This window comes from Vibrio palustris (assembly GCF_024346995.1).
Lineage (GTDB): Bacteria > Pseudomonadota > Gammaproteobacteria > Enterobacterales > Vibrionaceae > Vibrio > Vibrio palustris.
Map to the genome: position 1 here is coordinate 450,089 of NZ_AP024887.1, position 19,815 is coordinate 469,903.

The following is a 19,815-nucleotide window of genomic DNA, read 5'->3' on the forward strand; positions in this document are numbered from 1 at the left end:
GGGGTTAATTCGTTAATGCTGATTTCTCTTTACCATTACAAGCCGCCTTTTTCATTAAAAGGTGCTGAACGGGTTTTTCACCAGCGAGATCAAAAATGGTGCGGAATTTTAATCCGAACACCATGACTTTGTAAAGACTTTTATCGCCGATAGTCTGTACAAAATTTGTTTGTAATGCAAACCCAAGGTAACATAGCGTTAATTTAGAATTAACCATGACAGCGTGCGAAGAAAATTATGCGCATTTTAGGTATTGAAACCTCTTGTGACGAAACGGGTGTCGCGATTTACGATGATGAGCAAGGCTTGTTGTCACATCAATTATACAGTCAAGTCAAGTTGCATGCCGATTACGGTGGTGTGGTGCCTGAATTGGCGTCGCGCGATCACGTTAAAAAAACGGTGCCTTTGATTAAACAAGCGTTGGCAGAGGCGAGCCTAACTGCAGCCGATATAGACGGTGTTGCGTATACCGCAGGTCCTGGTCTTGTTGGTGCATTGCTGGTTGGTTCAACCATTGGACGAAGCCTAGCGTATGCATGGGGTGTACCTGCAGTGCCGGTACACCATATGGAAGGGCATTTATTAGCGCCGATGTTGGAAGATTGCCCGCCAGAGTTTCCTTTCATTGCGATGTTAGTCTCGGGTGGGCACACCATGATTGTTGAAGTCCGTGCGATTGGCGAGTACATCATTTTGGGAGAGTCGATTGATGATGCGGCGGGTGAAGCGTTTGATAAAACCGCTAAACTGATGGGCTTAGATTACCCAGGTGGGCCATTGCTGGCGAAGCTTGCAGAAAATGGTACCCCAGGGCGCTTTAAGTTCCCACGCCCAATGACAGATCGCCCAGGGCTGGATATGAGCTTTTCTGGCTTAAAAACCTTTACGGCGAATACGATTGCCGCGCAGGATAATGATGAGCAGACGCGCGCGGACATTGCCTACGCATTCCAAGAAGCCGTGTGTGATACGTTGGCGATTAAGTGCAAACGTGCACTATTACAAACCGGTTTAAAACGCATTGTTATTGCCGGTGGCGTAAGTGCGAATAAATCGTTGAGACAATCACTTGAAGCCTTAGCGACAAAAATTGGTGGCAGTGTTCATTACCCACGAACTGAATTCTGTACTGATAATGGGGCGATGATTGCTTACGCGGGTATGCAACGCTTGAAGAATAATGATGTAACGGATTTGAGTATCGAAGCTCGGCCCCGTTGGCCTATTGACGAGTTGTCGCCGATAACCTCAGCAGAGTAAATCCAATCAATGCAAATAAGCGGTCGCCATCGGTGGCCGCTTTTTTTATGCCTTCATGGTATGGCGAAGAGGTGTCGAGCTGGTTAATCGCGTTAGTATTGGGAAGGTTTATCGCCCACTTTGGGCTCTGTACCTAATAGTAGACGGCGAATATTTTGGTGATGTCGTAATACAATCAAGCAACATAACATTGACACAGGCAGGGTGTATTGTGGATTGACCATCCAAGTGTAGAGCGGAGTGAGCAACGCGGTAATGATTGCTGCGAGTGATGAGAAACGGAAGACAACGGCAATTGCCAGCCATGTCAGTACCATCATGGCGGTCAGGCTTAAGCCAATCGGAGCAATGGCGCCTAGCGCGGTTGCGACGCCTTTCCCTCCTCGGAAATGGAAGAAAATGGGATACATGTGCCCTAAGCAAGAAGCGATGGCAATGACCCCGAGTACTATAGCGTCAATGCCAAGAAAATATCCACCCCAGACTGGAATAGTGCCTTTGAGCATATCCATTAATAAAACAGTAATGGCGATCTTTCTGCCACCCAGGCGTAAAACATTGGTTGCTCCTGGGTTCATAGAACCTGATTTTCTAGGATCGGGAAGGCGAACTAAACGACAAATTAACACTGCACTGGAAATTGACCCGAGCAAATAAGCGAAAATAGTCATGATAAGTGCCAGTGGCGTCATAGGTGCCTCAAGTTCTAAGTGTTATGCCGGATAGTCTACCATTGGCTTTGGTTTGGATCCGGAAAAAAAATAGTTGGATTTCACATTTTGATATTGTTTCGGTATATCATAGCGCGACACGAAAATAGTACGATTTTTAAAGCAGTTTGGGTAGCCGGCCTGTAGAAGGAAATAAGTAAATTATGGATAAAGTTTTTATCGACCAGTTGGATGTAATTGCCACTATTGGTGTGTATGACTGGGAGCAACAAATCAAACAGAAGCTTACGCTTGATATTGAAATGGCACATAATAATCGTCCTGCTGGCTTAAGCGATGATGTGGTTGATGCCTTAGATTATGCGTCAGTGAGTAATGCTATATTGCAACATATTGAAAGTGGTGCTTTTTTATTGGTCGAGCGTGTCGCCGAGGAAATCGCCGATTTGATTATGACGCAATTTAACGTGCCTTGGATTCGCGTGAAAGTCTCGAAGCCTAAAGCTGTGCCACAAGCACACAGTGTGGGAGTTGTGATAGAACGAGGACAGGCATGATAACCACCTATGTTGGCATAGGAAGTAACATTGATCGCCACACACACGTTGAGGCGGCAATCGAAGAGCTTGCGCAATTGGGAACCGATCTTAAGTGTTCGACGATTTATGAATCGTTACCGATTGGGTTTGATGGCCACCCTTTTTTTAATTTGGTGGTCGAGTTTAGAACAGCGTTATCGTTGGCAGAGCTGGCTAGGCAGTTACGTGATATAGAACTACGCTGGGGGCGATCGGAACAAGCCCAAAAAAATGAAGATCGTACTCTCGATCTCGATATTGTGCTTTATGGTGATATTTGCTCTACGCAAAAACCTGAATTACCTCGTTCAGACATCTATCGTTTTCCTTTTGTTATCCAGCCTTTATTTGAACTATGTCCGGAACTTATTCTGCCCGGTGATGGTCGTTCTATACGGCAGATCTGGTTGCAGTCAGATCAACAACATCTCATAACACCAGTAAAAACTTGGTTTACTATAACAACGGCAGAGTAAAATTTAATGGATATAATTCAAAGCGCTATTCTTGGATTGGTTGAAGGGGTAACAGAGTTCCTTCCCATCTCTTCAACCGGACATTTGATTGTAGCGAGTGAGTGGTTAGGTTTACCACAAACAGACAGTAACAAAGCATTCGAGGTAATTATTCAGCTGTCGGCTATTTTAGCAGTACTGACGAATTATAAAGAGCGCTTACATCCCAAGCATATGAAGCTATGGATTAAAGTGTTTATTTCGTTTCTCCCTATCGCGGCCATTGGCTTTTTATTTAAAGATGAAGTGAAATCGCTATTTACTATCACCGTTGTTCCTATCATGTTTATTGTCGGTGGCGTGATCTTCTTGTGGATGGAGCGATACCTAAAAGGGCGAGAGCCTACTACGCATTCTTTGGATGAGATTACGTATCGTCAAGCGATAGCGATTGGTATTGCGCAAGTGTTTGCCTTAATTCCAGGAACTAGTCGCGCAGGGTCAACCATTGTTGGTGCTTTGTTGTCAGGAGTGAACCGTACTGTGAGTGCGGAGTTTTCGTTCTTACTAGCCTTGCCGGTGATGGTCGCGGCAGGTGGCTTAGAGTTAATCAGTAACTATCAAGAATTCTCTCACGCGCAATTGACGACATTAGCTGTTGGTTTTGTTGTGAGTTACCTATCGGCTTGGATTGTAATGAAGCTATTCTTGGCGTTCCTGAATCGCTTTACGTTTAATGCCTTTGGTATTTACCGCATTATTTTTGGTATTGCTTTATTAGCGTGGATTTACGCGTAAAGGAAATAAAAGTAGGTTTAAAACCTATTTGGCTGCTGTTTTTCTATAAGGTTCTGGGTCGCTTATTCGATCCGTAAGGTGCCATATGCTATAACAGGAGCCATTCGTAATGTTTAACGTATGATGCCGCTTAATTGCGGCATCATTTTCAATGATGGGTAGAAATTTATGCGCATTTTTGCAGTCGCATTGATGGTGTTACTGGGCATTTTACAATACACACTTTGGTTTGGAAAAAACGGAGTGTCGGATTATCAGAAAGTGTCGAGTGAAATCGCAGCGCAAGAAAAAGCGAATGCGAACTTGCATGAGCGTAATCAAGAAATGTTTGCGGAAATTGATGATTTAAGAAAAGGTAAAGATGCCATTGAAGAGCGAGCACGGCATGAGCTGGGCTTGGTAAAAAAAGGCGAAACCTTTTATCGAATTATTGGCGATGAGAATAAGGAAGAGGCACAATGACCGCCATGATTACGGCTATTGTGCCGGCCGCTGGTATTGGTAGCCGCATGCAAGCGGATCGCCCTAAACAATATTTATCGCTACTGGGTAAATCTGTCTTAGAACACACAGTCGATAAGCTTCTTCGCCACCCAAACATTGATCAGGTCGTGATCGCAGTGAGCGCTGAAGACCCTTACTATGCTCAGCTTTCATTGACTCAGCATCCGCGAGTAACGTCGGTGGTTGGTGGTGGTGAGCGAGCGGATTCAGTATTGTCGGCGCTCGATTATGTCCATCATCATATGCACAGTGAATGGGTGATGGTTCACGATGCTGCTAGGCCTTGTGTGCAGTTATCCGATATTACTCGCTTGATTGAGACGGCAATATCTCATGAGGTGGGGGGCATTTTGGCCACTCCAGTGCGTGATACGATGAAGCGTTCTGGCCCCAATAACACGATTGATCATACGGTAGAACGCTTGGCATTATGGCATGCCCTGACTCCGCAGATGTTTCGTTGTGATGCATTATTTACGATTCTTAGTGACGCTTTACAGCAAGGGGTTACTCTAACAGATGAAGCTTCTGCTTTTGAATGGCGAGGCGCTCAGCCTGCATTAGTCGCAGGACGTTCAGATAATATAAAAATTACTCAACCAGAAGATCTCGCATTAGCCGAGTTTTATTTACGACGTAATAAGGAGTCGACATGATACGAGTTGGCCATGGTTTTGATGTACATAAGTTTGGCGGCGAAGGCCCAGTAATCATTGGTGGCGTTGCCATTCCTTATGAGTACGGTTTACTCGCTCATTCAGATGGCGATGTTGCCTTGCATGCGTTGGCAGATGCTTTATTAGGAGCGATTGCTGAAGGTGATATCGGTCGACATTTCCCTGATACGGATGACCAATGGAAAGGCGCGAACAGCCGAGATTTACTCAAGGATGTGTATCGCAGAGTGAAAGAACGTGGTTATAAATTAGGGAATGCTGATATCACGATTATTGCGCAGGCGCCGAAAATGGCCCCTCATATTATGGATATGTGCGCGGCGATTGCTCAAGATTTAGAGAGTGAACTTGGGCAAATCAACGTGAAAGCGACTACCAGTGAACGTCTTGGTTTTACCGGGCGTAAAGAAGGCATTGCATGCGAAGCTGTAGTGTTGTTGACTCAAGCCTAGGGCTATCGGAAAGAAAAAAATGACAGATATATTATCCCCTTTTGCCTATTTGTGCGGTCAGCCGACAGCCAAAGCGAAATTGAAAGCAAAACATGAACACTTTCGTGTCATTGAAAACTTAGGTTATGAGTTATCTGGGCATGGTGAGCATTGGATGGTACGCATCCGTAAAACCGGTGAAAATACCAGTTTTGTTGCCAATGAATTAGCCAAAGCGTGTGGCGTCACCTCCAAAGATGTGAGCTGGGCGGGGTTAAAAGATCGCCATGCCGTCACCGAACAATGGTTCAGCGTTTATTTACCTGGAGGGGAAGAGCCGGATCTTAGCGGTTTTTTACAAGAGCATACGACAATTGAAGTTTTAGACACGGCTCGCCATCATAAAAAATTACGCCCTGGTGATTTGCAAGGTAATGCCTTTGAAGTGGTGTTATCTGAGGTGACAAATGTTGAAGATGTCTTGGCGCGTTTAGCCATCGTGAAAGAGCAAGGTGTACCCAACTATTTTGGTAGCCAGCGTTTTGGTCGTGAAGGTAATAACTTACATGAAGCTCGTCGTTGGGGGCGCAATAATGTCCGTACCCGTAATAGCAACAAACGAAGTATGTATTTGTCGACGGCTCGTTCATGGATTTTTAATCATATTCTCTCTAAACGGATTGAGCTGGGCCTCTTTGAGCAAGTGATTGTTGGCGATATTGTGCAACAACAAAATGGCGAAACAACATTGGTCGATGAAGCATCACTGGCATCTATTCAGTCAAGTGTTAATAGTGAGCAGGCGGTGATTACGGCGGCTTTGGCTGGGGATAATGCCTTGCCGACGCAAGGAAAAGCGCTAGACATTGAGCAAGCGTGTATTGATCAAGAAGGCGATTTAATGGCTCTGATTCGTGGTAATCGCATGCGTCATGATCGCCGTGGCGTATCTTTACGAGCACAAAACTTTCACTGGAGTGTTGATAACGATATGATTACATTAAAATTCGAGCTCGATTCTGGTAGTTTTGCTACTGCAATCACTCGCGAACTTATCGAAGAGATTCCAGTAGAGCGTCAATATGACTGAAAAAAAATTGAACATATTACTGAGTAATGATGATGGCGTTCATGCTGAGGGGATTCGTACCTTAGCTGAAGAGCTAAAAGATATTGCAACGATAACGATCGTCGCTCCTGACCGTAACCGGTCAGGAGCATCAAACTCGCTCACTTTAGAACAGCCTTTACGAGTTAATGAAATTGCCCCGCGTTGTTATTCTGTGCAAGGGACACCCACTGATTGTGTACACTTTGCCTTAAATGAATTGATGAAAGGTTCACTACCGGATTTAGTGGTGACTGGCATTAATCATGGTGCCAATTTAGGTGATGATGTGTTGTATTCGGGGACGGTTGCGGCGGCAATGGAGGCCCATTTTCTTGGTGTGCCCGCGATGGCCTTTTCATTGGTAGGTAAACAATGCTTTACCACGGCCGCCAAGATTGCGAAGCGACTAGTACAGCAGCATGTATCTATGCCTATTCCTGATAATCGTTTGTTAAACATTAATGTTCCGGACGTGATGTTGGAACACCTTGAGGGGATACAAACGACCCGGTTAGGCGCACGTCATCATGCTGAAGCGATGATTCGCCAGCAAGATCCACGTGGGCAAGACATCTATTGGCTAGGTCCTCCAGGACAAAAGCAAGATGCAGGACAAGGAACGGATTTCTACGCGATTGAGCATGGTTTTGTATCAATTACACCGCTACAGGTTGATTTAACTGCTCATGAAGCTCTGGGTTCTATCACTCAATGGTTGAAAGGATAGGGATAATGGCTAACCCAAAAGCTGAAAAGTTAGTTCAGTTTTTAGCCGAACAAGGCATTAGCGATGAACGTGTGTTATCGGCGATTTATGCTTTACCAAGGGAGCACTTTGTTGCACAAGCGATGATGCATCAAGCTTATGACAATAATGCGCTGCCTATTGGACAAGGACAAACCATCTCTCAGCCATATATTGTGGCAAAAATGACACAGTTGCTTGAATTAACGCCATTTAGTCGAGTGCTGGAAATTGGTACTGGCTCGGGCTACCAAACGGCAATCTTGTCACAATTGGTAGAGCGAGTGTACTCGGTTGAACGCATCAAGTCGTTGCAGTGGAATGCCAAACGTCGGCTAAAGAAATTGGATATTTATAACGTTTCGACCAAGCATAGTGATGGCTGGGAAGGTTGGGCTAGTAAAGGACCTTTCGATGCTATTATTGTGACGGCTGCTGCGGATAACATACCTCAGGCATTAATTGATCAATTAGCGGATCATGGGCGATTGGTTATTCCTGTCGGCAATGAACAGCAACAATTGTATAAGGTCGTACGTCAAGGCGGCACTTATTTATCTCAACCGGTGGAAGAAGTTCGCTTCGTACCTTTAGTCTCAGGTGAATTAGCGTAATGATTAAATCCCAACTTAAATGTGCCGTGCTGATGACAACATTATCTAGTGTATTACTAGGATGTGCTCCCCATGCGCCAGCACCAGTCTCTGGGTTGGGTAAAGATTATGACTCCATTCAACGAGGAAGTTACCGCGGGAGTTACTACGTTGTAAAACCGGGGAATACATTGTATTTCATTTCTTATGTGACCGATAAGAGTATTGAAGAAATAATTAGTTACAACAATTTAACGCCTCCTTATGTGATTCACCCCGGAGATAAACTTAAACTGTGGCAACCTCGCTACCAAGCGCCAAGTTATGGCCGTAAGTCCAAGACTTCTGAGCAAAAAAACAGCACCCCATCTGTGCCGTCAACCCCTAAAGCTGTGTATCCGCATGTCGCAAAAGCAGCATCTCCATCTAAAAAGTCTAAAAATACCCCTAAAGAGGGTGGAAAAACCACCAATAAGGGGATTGATTCAACAAAAACAAAAGAGTATGTTGGTTCTGAAAGTAAAGGCAATGTAAATGCTAATGTAAGTCATGCTAATTTTAGTGACCAAAAAATCACCAAATGGTATTGGCCGACGAAAGGCAGAGTAGTGAAAAACTATTCTGCGGGTAACCAAGGTAATCGGGGTATTGATATCGCTGGTCAGCGTGGACAATCGATTACCGCGGCGGCTGCGGGGGTGGTTGTATACTCGGGTAATGCGTTACGAGGATATGGCAACCTGGTCATCATTAAACATAATGATGATTACATTAGTGCTTATGCGCACAATGACAAGTTGTTAGTCAAGGAAGGCCAGAATGTGAGAGGTGGACAAAAGATTGCGACTATGGGCAGTTCTGGAGCATCTAGCGTTCGATTACATTTTGAAATTCGTTATCAAGGTAAGTCCGTTAATCCAAAACGTTACTTACCGTAATTATACTTTATAGATAGAGAATTTAGCAGCATTGAGGTTGTAATGTTTTGCTAAGCTCGCCATGGGGAGGCACTATGAGTATTAGTAATACCGCTACAAAGGTTGAAGAATTTGAGTTTGATGCAATTCATCATAATGATTCGAGTTCTGATGCTCCAACGAAAAAAAGTAACGATTCTCACGAAGATGTAGAAGTATCTTCAAAGAGTTTAGACGCGACTCAAATGTACTTAAGTGAGATCGGCTTTTCACCACTCTTAACAGCAGAAGAAGAAGTACTGTACGCTCGACGTGCACTTCGTGGCTGTGATACTGCTCGAAAACGCATGATTGAAAGTAACTTGCGATTAGTTGTTAAAATTTCTCGCCGTTATGGTAATCGTGGTCTAGCTCTTCTTGATCTGATTGAAGAAGGTAACCTTGGTCTTATTCGCGCCGTCGAAAAATTTGATCCAGAACGTGGATTTCGTTTTTCAACGTATGCAACGTGGTGGATTCGACAAACCATTGAACGCGCTCTTATGAACCAAACGCGTACAATTCGTTTACCTATTCACGTGGTAAAAGAGCTCAACATTTACTTGCGTACTGCACGTGAATTGTCTCAGCGCTTAGACCACGAGCCGACAGCAGAAGAAATCGCGTTCGAGCTTGATAAGCCAGTGGAAGATGTCAGTAAAATGCTGCGTCTCAATGAGCGTATCAGTTCAGTAGATACTCCAATTGGTGGTGATGGCGATAAAGCGTTATTAGATATCATTCCTGACGGTAACCATTCTGATCCTGAAGTTTCGACTCAAGACAATGATATCAAAGCGTCACTAGTCAACTGGTTAGATGAACTGAATCCAAAGCAGAAAGAAGTTCTAGCTCGTCGTTTTGGGTTGTTGGGCTATGAACCCTCTACGTTAGAGGAAGTCGGCCGTGAAATCAGTCTGACCCGTGAACGTGTTCGTCAGATTCAAGTAGAAGGCTTACGACGCTTACGTGAGATCCTTGTGAAACAAGGTTTGAGCATGGAATCGCTATTTAACGTTGAAACTGAATTCTAAAAACACATTCAAGTTGTTTATTCAAAAGGCACTCCTATTGGAGTGCCTTTTTTGATCTGCTTGAGTTTTGCATGTATCAATTCAGTATGAGTTTCACAGCTACAGCATTTTCTTTAACTGATAAACCAGATCGAGCGCTTGACGTGGCGAGAGATCGTTCGGATCAAGATTGGCAAGACGCTCCTCTATTTCACTGGGTTCAGGGATCAAACTTAATTGATTGGCGATATCGACAGCATTCTGGGTTGATGGTGCTGATTGATGACCTAGTTGCTCAAGCTGCGCTAACTTTTGGCGAGCATTCTTAATCACTGTTTTTGGCACACCAGCGAGCCCTGCAACGGCTAATCCATAGGATTTACTGGCGGCGCCTTCATTGACTGAGTGCATAAAGGCAATGGTCTCGCCATGTTCTACCGCGTCTAAATGTACGTTGACTAAGTTAGGCAACAATTGTGGCAATTCAGTGAGTTCAAAGTAGTGCGTCGCAAATAATGTGAGTGCACCGATTTGTTTAGCTAGCCATTCTGCACTTGCCCATGCGAGTGATAAGCCATCATAAGTGCTGGTACCACGACCGATTTCATCCATTAACACTAAGCTATGTTTGGTGGCGTTATGCAAAATGTTGGCGGTTTCGGTCATTTCAACCATGAAGGTAGAGCGTCCCGATGCAAGATCATCTGATGCACCGATACGCGTAAAGATGCGATCAAGCAGACCGATGCTTGCCTGTTCTGCTGGGACAAATGATCCAATATGAGCCATGAGAGCAATTAAAGCAGTTTGACGCATATAAGTTGATTTACCGCCCATGTTTGGTCCGGTAATGATCAGCATTTGGCGCTGAGGATCAAGGTCGATCGGGTTAGAAATAAAAGGGTCGCTCATGACCTGTTCGACCACTGGGTGTCGACCTGCTTGAATATGAATTCCCGTAGAGTCAGTCAACTGCGGGCGGCAATAATCGAGACTCTCCGCACGTTCAGCTAAGTTTTGCAATATATCGAATTGCGATAAGGCTGACGCTAAATTTTGCAGTGCTTCTAAGTGCGGGAGCAGTAAGTCAAATAATTGTTCCCACAATTTTTTCTCGAGTGCCAATGCTTGTGACTTGGAGTTAAGCACTTTATCTTCATGTTCTTTAAGCTCCGGAATGATATAGCGTTCAGCATTTTTTAACGTTTGGCGACGGATATAATGCGGTGGTACAAGATGACTTTGCCCACGACTTACTTGAATATAAAATCCGTGTACATTGTTGTAACCAACCTTTAGCGTATCAATGCCGTGACGTTCACGTTCATCACGTTCCAGCTTCTCTAGATATTCTGTTGCGCCATTTGCGAGATCGCGGCAATGATCCAACTCTTCATTGTAGCCAGGGGCAATGACGCCGCCATCGCGGATCACCACTGGAGGGTTATCAATAATCGCGGACGTTAATAAGTCACATAAATCGTCTTGTGGGCGAGTGTATTGAGCCAGTTTATGTAAATACGGATGTTTCAGTTCTTGAGTGACTTCGCGTAATTCTTCTAACTGCTGGAGCGCATTACGTAAACGGGCGAGATCCCGCGGGCGCGCCGAGCGTAGAGCTAAACGCGCTAAAATACGTTCAATATCGCCAATCGCTTTTAGTACTGGCTGAATATCTGAAAATACGCCGCTGTCTTTAAATTCTGCAATGGCGTCTAAGCGCTGGTTTAGGGTATCAATATGGCGCATAGGCTGGTGAATCCAGCGTTTGAGCATACGACTTCCCATAGCAGTCGCACATTGGTCGAGTACTTCGGCAAGGGTATTATCAAGTCCGCCAGATAAATTTTGCGTCAGCTCAAGATTGCGTCGTGTCGCGGCATCCAAAATCACCGATTGATCTTGGCGATCTAAGGTTAACGAGCGAATATGAGGTAAAGTAGTGCGCTGCGTGTCTTTAACATATTGAATCAAACAGCCTGCTGCGCATAATCCGCGCTGGGCATTCTCTACGCCAAAACCAATTAAATCTTTTGTACCGAATTGTTGATTAAGTTGTTGTTTCGCAGTATCAATCTCAAACTCCCAGATAGGGCGACGTCGGTTACCTTGGCGATGCTCCATCAAATGGACGGGGGTGAAATCTTCGGGAAATAACAATTCGCGCGGGGCTGTGCGTTGTAACTCCGCGGCCATTTCTTCTTCCGACTCAGGTTCACATAATTGGAAGCGACCTGAAGTTAAATCCAGCGTAGAATAACCAAAGCGTCCATCTTGATAATAGATAGCCGCAATAAGGTTATCGACGCGCTCGGAGAGTAACGCTTCATCGGTGACTGTGCCTGGGGTAATAATCCGTACTACTTTACGTTCTACAGGGCCTTTGCTCGTGGCGGGATCGCCAATTTGTTCACAAATAGCGACGGATTCACCTTGCTGTACTAACTTAGCTAAGTAGTTTTCGACAGCATGAAAAGGAACACCGGCCATTGGAATTGGCTCACCTGCTGAAGCTCCACGTTTGGTTAGCGATATATCGAGCAATTGCGATGCCCGTTTCGCATCATCGTAGAAGAGTTCGTAAAAATCTCCCATACGGTAAAATAACAAAATATCTGGGTTCTCAGCTTTGAGTTTGAGATATTGTTGCATCATTGGGGTATGTTTTTGTTCAGCAGTCACGGCTTATTTCTTTTCTTTGAGAACATTGCAGCTTAGGATACGTGAATCACTTTGATGCGAAAAGATGTAAAGAGGTTTTTGATCGTGGAATCGCAATACGCATTAAGTCAAAAAGTTGGTAGACAGCTACACGCGGCTAAGCATGTATTAGTGACTGCTGAGTCGTGCACGGGCGGCGGTGTAGCGGCTTTAGTGACCGATGTTGCTGGAAGTTCGCAGTGGTTCGATCGCGCTTTTGTGACTTATAGTAATGAAGCAAAACACGCGATGATTGGTGTAAAAGAGTCGACACTAGAGACTTTTGGCGCCGTATCTGAGCCGGTAGTTCAAGAAATGGCGAGCGGCGCATTAGCAGCGTCACAAGGAACGTTAGCGGTTGCGATCAGTGGTATTGCCGGCCCAAGTGGGGGCTCAGAGCACAAACCGGTAGGGACGGTATGTTTTGCGTGGGCCGATACCTCAGGGTGGCAACATGTGAGTACTCAATATTTTACAGGGAGTCGCCGCGAGGTTCGCGCTCAAGCCGTTTGTTATGCTTTACAAATCATTAGCGAACATCTCAGTCCAGTCATAGAGTGATGTGCGTCGAATGAGACCAAAAAATTCTTATACAGGGGTAGACACTGTATGAATAAACAGTATAATGAATGCTATCAAAGACATTAATTGTCGAATTCACAATGACGCATTCACCGATCACACAATGAGTGACAGTCTGGAGAAAGTAATGGACGAAAATAAACAAAAAGCGCTGGCCGCAGCACTTGGCCAAATTGAAAAGCAATTCGGTAAAGGTTCTATCATGCGCTTAGGTGACAACCGCGCAATGGATGTAGAAACCATTTCAACGGGGTCGCTTTCTCTAGATATCGCATTGGGTGCTGGTGGCTTGCCAATGGGACGTATCGTTGAAGTATATGGTCCAGAATCATCAGGTAAAACAACGTTAACGCTTGAACTTATCGCGGCAGCACAACGTGTCGGTAAAACCTGTGCGTTTATTGATGCTGAGCACGCTTTGGATCCTATCTACGCTGGTAAATTAGGCGTTAATATTGATGAGCTTTTAGTCTCTCAGCCTGATACTGGTGAACAGGCACTAGAAATTTGTGATGCATTAGCTCGCTCAGGTGCGGTTGATGTGATGGTTATTGACTCGGTTGCCGCTTTGACTCCGAAAGCAGAAATTGAAGGTGAAATGGGCGATAGCCACATGGGTCTTCAAGCGCGTATGCTCTCTCAAGCAATGCGTAAGCTAACGGGTAACCTGAAAGCCTCTAACTGTATGTGTATCTTCATCAACCAAATTCGTATGAAAATTGGTGTTATGTTCGGTAACCCAGAAACGACCACAGGCGGTAATGCACTGAAGTTTTATGCGTCAGTTCGTTTGGATATTCGTCGTACTGGTGCTATCAAAGACGGTGATGAAGTTGTCGGTAACGAAACACGCATCAAAGTGGTGAAAAACAAAATTGCCGCACCATTTAGAGAAGCACATACGCAAATCTTGTATGGACAAGGCTTCAACCGTGAAGGTGAATTGGTTGACCTAGGCGTTAAACATAAGTTGGTTGAAAAAGCAGGTGCATGGTATAGCTACAATGGCGATAAAATTGGCCAAGGTAAAGCGAATGCATGTAAGTACTTACGTGAGCATACTGAAGTAGGGACGACTATCGATTCAACTCTGCGCGAAATGTTGCTAAACCCAGTTAAGCCTGCCGAAGAAGCTGAGTTTGGCGCGGTACCAGAGAAAGAAGAAAAGTAACACGTATTGCTTTAATGGTACGTTGATGAAAGCCTCGCCTATGCGGGGCTTTTGGCTATCTGGAGAAAACATATGTACCCTAAAAAAAAGCCGACGCTTTCGGTAAAAGAAGCGGCGATTCAGTGTCTAAGTCGTCGTGATCATGGTATTCATGAATTACAGCAAAAGCTTTCGCAAAAAGGTTATGAAGATGATGAAATTCAAAAGGCTATGGCATTTTGTCACGAATATCATTATCTGGATGACTTGCGCTTTGCGAAAAGCCAAGTGCGTCAACATGTCTTTAAAGGCCATGGTAAACGTCGTATTCAACAAGAATTGAATGCTAAGCGTGTTGCTGAATCCGTGATTGAAGCGGCACTTGAAGAAGAAGGACCGGATTGGTTTGAGTTAGCTAAAGAAACGGCTTTGAAAAAATTTAAAGGTAAGCCTGCTGCGGATAAAAAAGAGTATGCCAAGCAAGTTAGGTTTTTACAGTATCGTGGCTATTCTTTTGATCAAATCCAATATGCACTAAATGAGGATGACGAGTAATTATATTTTAAAACGATATAAACAGCGTATATTGAGTTTTATATGCTGGGTTGTTCTCTGGCAATTAAGCGCGCTAGCGTGTCGTGTAAAGTGTGCATCAATCGATTAATGCATTGGGTTGCCATTGTTCAGCGACTGGTTTCTGTCTTGTATTACGAATACTTTTTCTAGAAGAAACTAGGCGAAGTCTTATCCATGCTTTACAATAGCGCAAAAATCTCACTTAAGAATTTCAGGAAGAGCTGCATGTATATGAGCACGGATGAGGTTCGCAATGCGTTCCTCTCATTCTTTGAAAAAAAAGGTCACCAGATCGTCGATAGTTCATCGCTGGTACCTCATGATGATCCTACCCTGCTGTTTACTAACGCGGGGATGAACCAATTTAAAGACTGCTTTCTTGGTCTAGAAAAGCGCGCCTATACGCGAGCCACTACGGCTCAGCGTTGTGTTCGTGCGGGTGGTAAGCACAACGATCTTGAAAACGTTGGTTTCACAGCGCGCCACCACACCTTCTTTGAAATGTTAGGTAACTTTAGTCTTGGTGACTATTTCAAAGAAGAGGCTATTAAGTTTGCATGGGAATTCTTAACGGATGTTCTCAAATTACCCGCAGAACGTCTGTTGGTCACTATTTATCAAACCGATGACGAAGCATTTGATATCTGGAATAAACAAATTGGTATTCCAGCAGATCGTATTGTACGCATTGGAGACAAAGAGGGCGGTAAACCTTACGAGTCAGATAACTTCTGGCAAATGGGGGATACGGGTCCTTGTGGTCCTTGTTCTGAGATCTTTTATGATCACGGTGAGCATATTTGGGGCGGTCGTCCAGGTACGCCGGAAGAAGATGGGGATCGTTTCATCGAAATCTGGAATAACGTTTTCATGCAGTTTAACCGTGATGCTGACGGTGTCATGCACCCACTTCCTAAGCCTTCTGTCGATACAGGTATGGGAATTGAGCGTATTTCTGCGATTATGCAAGGCGTGCATTCAAACTACGAAATCGATGTGTTTCAAAAACTGATAAAATCTGCTGCAGACGTTATTGGCTATGATGATTTATCGAGTCAATCACTGCGTGTTGTGGCTGACCATATTCGTTCTTGTGCATACCTGATTGTTGATGGTGTGATGCCATCAAATGAAGGCCGTGGCTATGTACTACGTCGTATTATTCGTCGTGCGGTTCGTCATGGTAATAAGCTAGGAGCGAAAGGTACATTCTTCCATAAGCTAGTTGGACCTTTGGCTGAAATCATGGGCTCGGCTGGTGATGTCATCAAACAGCAGCAAGACATGGTTGAAAAGATCTTACGTATTGAAGAAGAAAACTTTGGACGTACGCTAGATCGCGGTATGACCATCTTGAACGAAGCTCTTGATAACGTGAAAGGCGATGTTTTAGATGGTGAAATGGTATTTAAACTTTACGATACGTACGGTTTCCCAGCTGATTTAACCAACGATGTTGCTCGTGAACGTGGCTTTACGATTGATGAAGCGGGTTTTGAGTCAGCGATGGAATCACAGCGTCAACGAGCGCGTGAAGCTGGACAGTTTGAAAAAGATTACAATGACCAAGTGGTAGCGCAAAGTGCCTCTGATTTTTGTGGCTATACACAGGATCAAGGACAAAGTGTTGTGGTAGAACTCTTTGTCGATGGCGCGTCTGTTGAGTCACTGTCTGCGGGTGACCATGCGATTGTGGTTCTACAAGAAACGCCATTTTATTCAGAATCTGGTGGTCAATGTGGTGACACGGGTGTCCTAGAAACGTCTACTGGCCGTTTTGTGGTTCACGATACGCAAAAAATTGGTCAAGCAATTGGTCATTATGGTGTGCTAGAACACGGTGTGTTGAGCAAAAAAGATAGTGTTGATGCTAACGTAGACAAAGAGCGCCGTAATGCGAGTGCGTTAAACCACTCAGCAACACACTTGTTGCATGAAGCGCTACGTCGTTTACTTGGCACGCATGTTATGCAAAAAGGCTCGTTAGTTCGTCCTGAAGGCTTACGTTTTGACTTTTCTCATTTAGAAGCGGTAAGTGCAGATGAGCTCAAGCAAGTTGAGCGCATGGTGAACCAACAAGTTCGTCGTAACTTAGAAATCGATACCAACATCATGAACATCGAAGATGCAAAAGCACTGGGTGCCATGGCATTGTTCGGTGAAAAATACGATGATGAAGTTCGTGTGTTGAGCATGGAAGACTTCTCTACGGAATTGTGTGGTGGTATTCACGCGCATCGTACTGGTGATATTGGCTTGTTCAAAATCACGCATGAAGGTGGCGTTGCAGCGGGTGTGCGTCGTATCGAGGCGGTCACGGGTGAAGCAGCACTCGATTACGTTGAAGAGCAGGCGCAGAAATACGCGGAAAAATCCGATGAGATGGCAAATAAAGCCAAGTCATTAGAGAAAGAAATTCAGAACTTGAAAGAGCAGCTAGCGGCGCAAGCAGGTTCAAGCCTAACTAGCCAAGTTAAGCAAATTTCAGGTGTGAACGTATTAGTGGCTCAACTTGATGGTGCAGAGAATAAAGCGCTGCGCGGTATGGTTGACGAACTGAAAAATCAATTAGGCAGCGCTATTATCATGCTAGGTAATGTAGCAGATGGTAAAGTTGGTCTAATTGCTGGTGTTACTAAAGATTTAACAGGCAAAGTTAAAGCAGGTGAGTTGGTCAATATGGTGGCTCAACAAGTCGGCGGTAAAGGCGGTGGTCGTCCAGATATGGCTCAAGCGGGGGGGAGTGATGCTCAAGCATTACCGAATGCGCTTGCGTCAGTTGATGAATGGCTAACTGAACGTCTGTAATAATATTAGATAATGCAATAACAATAATAGGGCTCCGTTATGGAGCCCATATTCACTTAATTAGCCAAGTAGCATTACGGGGATGTCCGGTAAGCTACTTGGTTTTGTTTTTGTCACTTGCATATCGATATACAACAAGTTTATTAAACGGCAATAAGCGTGTTAATGCTTATTGCCGAGCAAGGTAGAGAACGGTGGTAAAGCCCCTTATTGTGCAGAAATTTGGTGGAACTTCTGTAGGCTCAATAGAGTCTATTCAAAAAGTTGCCAAGCATATCATCCAAGCAAAAGAAGCAGGATGTCATGTTGTTGTGGTGGTTTCCGCTATGGCAGGAGAGACAAATCGTTTGCAAAGCTTGGCTGATGACATTGATGCGGTTCCTAATGCTCGAGAGCTCGATGTATTGCTTTCTGCTGGGGAACAGGTATCGATGGCATTAGTGGCTATGATGCTCAATAAGCTGGGTTATTCAGCAAGCTCACTCACGGGTGGGCAAGCGAATATTGTGACTAATGATCAATATAACAACGCAAGTATTCTCGATATTAGAGTTGAGCGCATTGTAAATTTGTTATCACATAATCATATTGTGATCGTGGCAGGTTTTCAGGGTGTGAATAAACTCGGTGATATTACTACGCTTGGTAGAGGTGGGTCTGATACGAGCGCTGTGGCCTTAGCTGGCGCGTTAAACGCCCAGGAGTGTCAAATATATACAGATGTTGATGGTGTTTACACTAGTGACCCTCGTATTGTACATCGTGCTCAGAAGCTCGCTGTGGTCGATTTTCCTTCTATGAAGGTGATGGCGCAGAAAGGGGCAAAAGTCCTGCATTTACCGAGTGTGTGCTATGCCCATGAGCATAAGATACCACTGCGAGTTTTATCAACATTTCAACCGGGCTCGGGAACCTTGATAAAAGGAGATAAGAGCTATCAAAACGTGACGGGTCTTGCTATTCAGAAAACGTTGACGTTGGTGACTCTAGCTCCAGAGTTCTGTGACAGTGTGTTAAAACAATGCCAATTATTGGGTGTTGAGGTCTGGAATGTGATCAGGGAAGCAGAATGGGCAGGAGTCGTAATAAAACAAGAGTCTTGTGCGAAGTTGATGCTGGTTTTTAGCGAAAAAATCCGCAACACTAAAGCGGTGAGTTTATTAACCATGGTTGGTTTACAAGCCTCTCATTTTGTTGATGCGGCGTTCGACTGCTTAAGCAATGTAAATATTGAAATTTGTTACACTTTTACCACGGTTCAAGCATTGATGCTGTTATTAGCGCCGTGTGATATCGAAAAAGCAGCTAATGTATTACATGATGCTTTTGTCGTGTTCAGTGATTCTAAGGCTCAACAGAGCATTTTTGACTGAATAAATTTACCTATTTATGACTTTTGATCGATAATAGTGTAGTTGCAGAAAAATGATAGAGATTACTCAAGGAGCAAAGAATGCTAATTTTAACTCGCCGTGTTGGCGAAACTCTCATGATTGGTGATGAAGTCACCGTAACGGTTTTGGGCGTAAAAGGTAACCAAGTACGTATCGGTGTTAACGCACCTAAAGAAGTATCTGTACATCGCGAAGAGATCTACATGCGTATTCAAGCTGAAAAAGGCAGTAGTGACGTAGCAACAGACGATTACTAAAGAACACTCTGAGGCTAGCAAATTTTTTGCTAGCCTTTTTTAGTACTTGAGTGATTTACTGTGTTTAAAGTGTAAATTCACAGCGCTTTGGTTAAATACCCAACGCTTAAGTGTTTTTTTGCAAAGTTTGCTAAGAAAGTGTTTGACATATTTTCGCTACCCCTTAATATGTGCCCCCGCAAGACGGTGAGGTGGCCGAGTGGCTGAAGGCGCTCCCCTGCTAAGGGAGTATACGGTTTGTAGCCGTATCGAGGGTTCGAATCCCTCCCTCACCGCCATTCTTGCAACGCTTAATTTATTAAGCACAATGTGCGCCTGTAGCTCAGCTGGATAGAGTACCTGGCTACGAACCAGGCGGTCAGAGGTTCGAATCCTCTCAGGCGCACCATATTTTCTTATAGAAAATATAAAAACAAAAAGTGGTGAGGTGGCCGAGTGGCCGAAGGCGCTCCCCTGCTAAGGGAGTATACGGTTTGTAGCCGTATCGAGGGTTCGAATCCCTCCCTCACCGCCATTTTGGCCTTAAGGTCATTTTTTTGTTTGATAATAAAAT

General features: G+C 44.5%; 21 protein-coding genes and 3 tRNA genes. 21 read left to right on the forward strand and 3 right to left on the reverse strand.

Features of this window, described 5'->3' with window-relative positions; genetic code table 11:
* Positions 1-4: 4 nt before the first annotated feature.
* Positions 5-217: a hypothetical protein gene (locus tag OCU30_RS02190; RefSeq protein WP_077315394.1), complete on the reverse strand. Its 213-nt coding sequence runs from the start codon at positions 215-217 to the stop codon at positions 5-7.
* Positions 218-237: 20 nt separating this feature from the next.
* Between OCU30_RS02190 and tsaD the strand changes: the two genes are divergently transcribed.
* Complete coding sequence (gene tsaD / locus OCU30_RS02195) at positions 238-1,263, forward strand: tRNA (adenosine(37)-N6)-threonylcarbamoyltransferase complex transferase subunit TsaD (RefSeq protein WP_077315395.1); 1,026 nt, start codon at positions 238-240, stop codon at positions 1,261-1,263.
* A 92-nt stretch (positions 1,264-1,355) separates the two neighbouring features.
* On the opposite strand, the gene plsY is transcribed toward tsaD, so the two are convergent.
* Entirely contained in the window at positions 1,356-1,955 is a 600-nt protein-coding gene (plsY, locus tag OCU30_RS02200; RefSeq protein ID WP_077315396.1) for a glycerol-3-phosphate 1-O-acyltransferase PlsY, read from the reverse strand.
* 182 nt (positions 1,956-2,137) lie between these two features.
* On the opposite strand from plsY, the gene folB reads away from it, so the two are divergent.
* The 11 genes from folB (at position 2,138) to rpoS (ending at position 9,816) form a co-directional block, all read left to right on the forward strand.
* Positions 2,138-2,491: a dihydroneopterin aldolase gene (gene folB / locus OCU30_RS02205; RefSeq protein ID WP_077315397.1), complete on the forward strand. Its 354-nt coding sequence runs from the start codon at positions 2,138-2,140 to the stop codon at positions 2,489-2,491.
* Entirely contained in the window at positions 2,488-2,988 is a 501-nt protein-coding gene (gene folK / locus OCU30_RS02210) for a 2-amino-4-hydroxy-6-hydroxymethyldihydropteridine diphosphokinase (RefSeq protein WP_077315398.1), read from the forward strand. The genes folB and folK overlap by 4 nt, the downstream gene beginning before the upstream one ends.
* Positions 2,989-2,994: 6 nt before the next feature.
* Positions 2,995-3,765 carry an undecaprenyl-diphosphate phosphatase gene (locus tag OCU30_RS02215; protein ID WP_077315399.1) on the forward strand — a complete coding sequence of 257 codons (771 nt, stop codon included), beginning with the start codon at positions 2,995-2,997 and terminating at the stop codon, positions 3,763-3,765.
* A 168-nt stretch (positions 3,766-3,933) separates the two neighbouring features.
* A complete protein-coding gene (gene ftsB, locus OCU30_RS02220; RefSeq protein ID WP_077315400.1) occupies positions 3,934-4,227 on the forward strand; it encodes a cell division protein FtsB in 294 nt (97 codons plus the stop codon).
* A complete protein-coding gene (gene ispD / locus OCU30_RS02225; protein WP_077315401.1) occupies positions 4,224-4,925 on the forward strand; it encodes a 2-C-methyl-D-erythritol 4-phosphate cytidylyltransferase in 702 nt (233 codons plus the stop codon). Before ftsB ends, ispD begins: the two co-directional genes overlap by 4 nt.
* Complete coding sequence (ispF, locus tag OCU30_RS02230; RefSeq protein ID WP_077315402.1) at positions 4,922-5,398, forward strand: 2-C-methyl-D-erythritol 2,4-cyclodiphosphate synthase; 477 nt, start codon at positions 4,922-4,924, stop codon at positions 5,396-5,398. Before ispD ends, ispF begins: the two co-directional genes overlap by 4 nt.
* 19 nt (positions 5,399-5,417) lie before the next feature.
* Complete coding sequence (truD, locus tag OCU30_RS02235; protein ID WP_077315403.1) at positions 5,418-6,467, forward strand: tRNA pseudouridine(13) synthase TruD; 1,050 nt, start codon at positions 5,418-5,420, stop codon at positions 6,465-6,467.
* The gene (gene surE, locus OCU30_RS02240; protein ID WP_077315404.1) at positions 6,460-7,215 is read left to right on the forward strand and encodes a 5'/3'-nucleotidase SurE; all 756 of its coding nucleotides are present in this window, start codon (positions 6,460-6,462) and stop codon (positions 7,213-7,215) included. Before truD ends, surE begins: the two co-directional genes overlap by 8 nt.
* 5 nt (positions 7,216-7,220) lie before the next feature.
* The gene (locus tag OCU30_RS02245; protein WP_077315405.1) at positions 7,221-7,847 is read left to right on the forward strand and encodes a protein-L-isoaspartate(D-aspartate) O-methyltransferase; all 627 of its coding nucleotides are present in this window, start codon (positions 7,221-7,223) and stop codon (positions 7,845-7,847) included.
* On the forward strand, positions 7,847-8,764 hold the full coding sequence (locus tag OCU30_RS02250) for a peptidoglycan DD-metalloendopeptidase family protein (RefSeq protein ID WP_077315406.1): 918 nt from the start codon (positions 7,847-7,849) through the stop codon (positions 8,762-8,764). The genes OCU30_RS02245 and OCU30_RS02250 overlap by 1 nt, the downstream gene beginning before the upstream one ends.
* A 74-nt stretch (positions 8,765-8,838) precedes the next feature.
* A complete protein-coding gene (gene rpoS, locus OCU30_RS02255; protein WP_077315407.1) occupies positions 8,839-9,816 on the forward strand; it encodes an RNA polymerase sigma factor RpoS in 978 nt (325 codons plus the stop codon).
* 99 nt (positions 9,817-9,915) lie between these two features.
* Here the strand turns inward: rpoS and mutS are convergent, their stop codons facing one another.
* Entirely contained in the window at positions 9,916-12,477 is a 2,562-nt protein-coding gene (gene mutS, locus OCU30_RS02260; protein ID WP_077315408.1) for a DNA mismatch repair protein MutS, read from the reverse strand.
* Positions 12,478-12,561: 84 nt separating this feature from the next.
* Here mutS and pncC point away from each other — a divergent pair, with 84 nt between their 5' ends.
* The 9 genes from pncC (at position 12,562) to OCU30_RS02305 (ending at position 19,776) form a co-directional block, all read left to right on the forward strand.
* A complete protein-coding gene (pncC, locus tag OCU30_RS02265; protein WP_476756243.1) occupies positions 12,562-13,056 on the forward strand; it encodes a nicotinamide-nucleotide amidase in 495 nt (164 codons plus the stop codon).
* A gap of 148 nt (positions 13,057-13,204) precedes the next feature.
* The gene (gene recA, locus OCU30_RS02270; protein WP_077315410.1) at positions 13,205-14,248 is read left to right on the forward strand and encodes a recombinase RecA; all 1,044 of its coding nucleotides are present in this window, start codon (positions 13,205-13,207) and stop codon (positions 14,246-14,248) included.
* A 72-nt stretch (positions 14,249-14,320) separates the two neighbouring features.
* Positions 14,321-14,782 carry a recombination regulator RecX gene (recX, locus tag OCU30_RS02275; protein WP_077315411.1) on the forward strand — a complete coding sequence of 154 codons (462 nt, stop codon included), beginning with the start codon at positions 14,321-14,323 and terminating at the stop codon, positions 14,780-14,782.
* Between the two features lie 246 nt (positions 14,783-15,028).
* A complete protein-coding gene (gene alaS, locus OCU30_RS02280) occupies positions 15,029-17,611 on the forward strand; it encodes an alanine--tRNA ligase (protein WP_077315412.1) in 2,583 nt (860 codons plus the stop codon).
* Positions 17,612-17,805: 194 nt separating this feature from the next.
* Positions 17,806-18,984 (forward strand): aspartate kinase, encoded by a 1,179-nt coding sequence (locus OCU30_RS02285; RefSeq protein WP_077315413.1) that lies wholly within the window; start codon positions 17,806-17,808, stop codon positions 18,982-18,984.
* An 80-nt stretch (positions 18,985-19,064) separates the two neighbouring features.
* Positions 19,065-19,262 (forward strand): carbon storage regulator CsrA, encoded by a 198-nt coding sequence (csrA, locus tag OCU30_RS02290; RefSeq protein WP_077315414.1) that lies wholly within the window; start codon positions 19,065-19,067, stop codon positions 19,260-19,262.
* Positions 19,263-19,447: 185 nt separating this feature from the next.
* Positions 19,448-19,540: transfer RNA gene (locus tag OCU30_RS02295), tRNA-Ser, on the forward strand.
* 33 nt (positions 19,541-19,573) lie between these two features.
* Positions 19,574-19,650: transfer RNA gene (locus OCU30_RS02300), tRNA-Arg, on the forward strand.
* 33 nt (positions 19,651-19,683) lie between these two features.
* A tRNA-Ser gene (locus OCU30_RS02305) sits at positions 19,684-19,776 on the forward strand.
* Positions 19,777-19,815 lie beyond the last annotated feature (39 nt).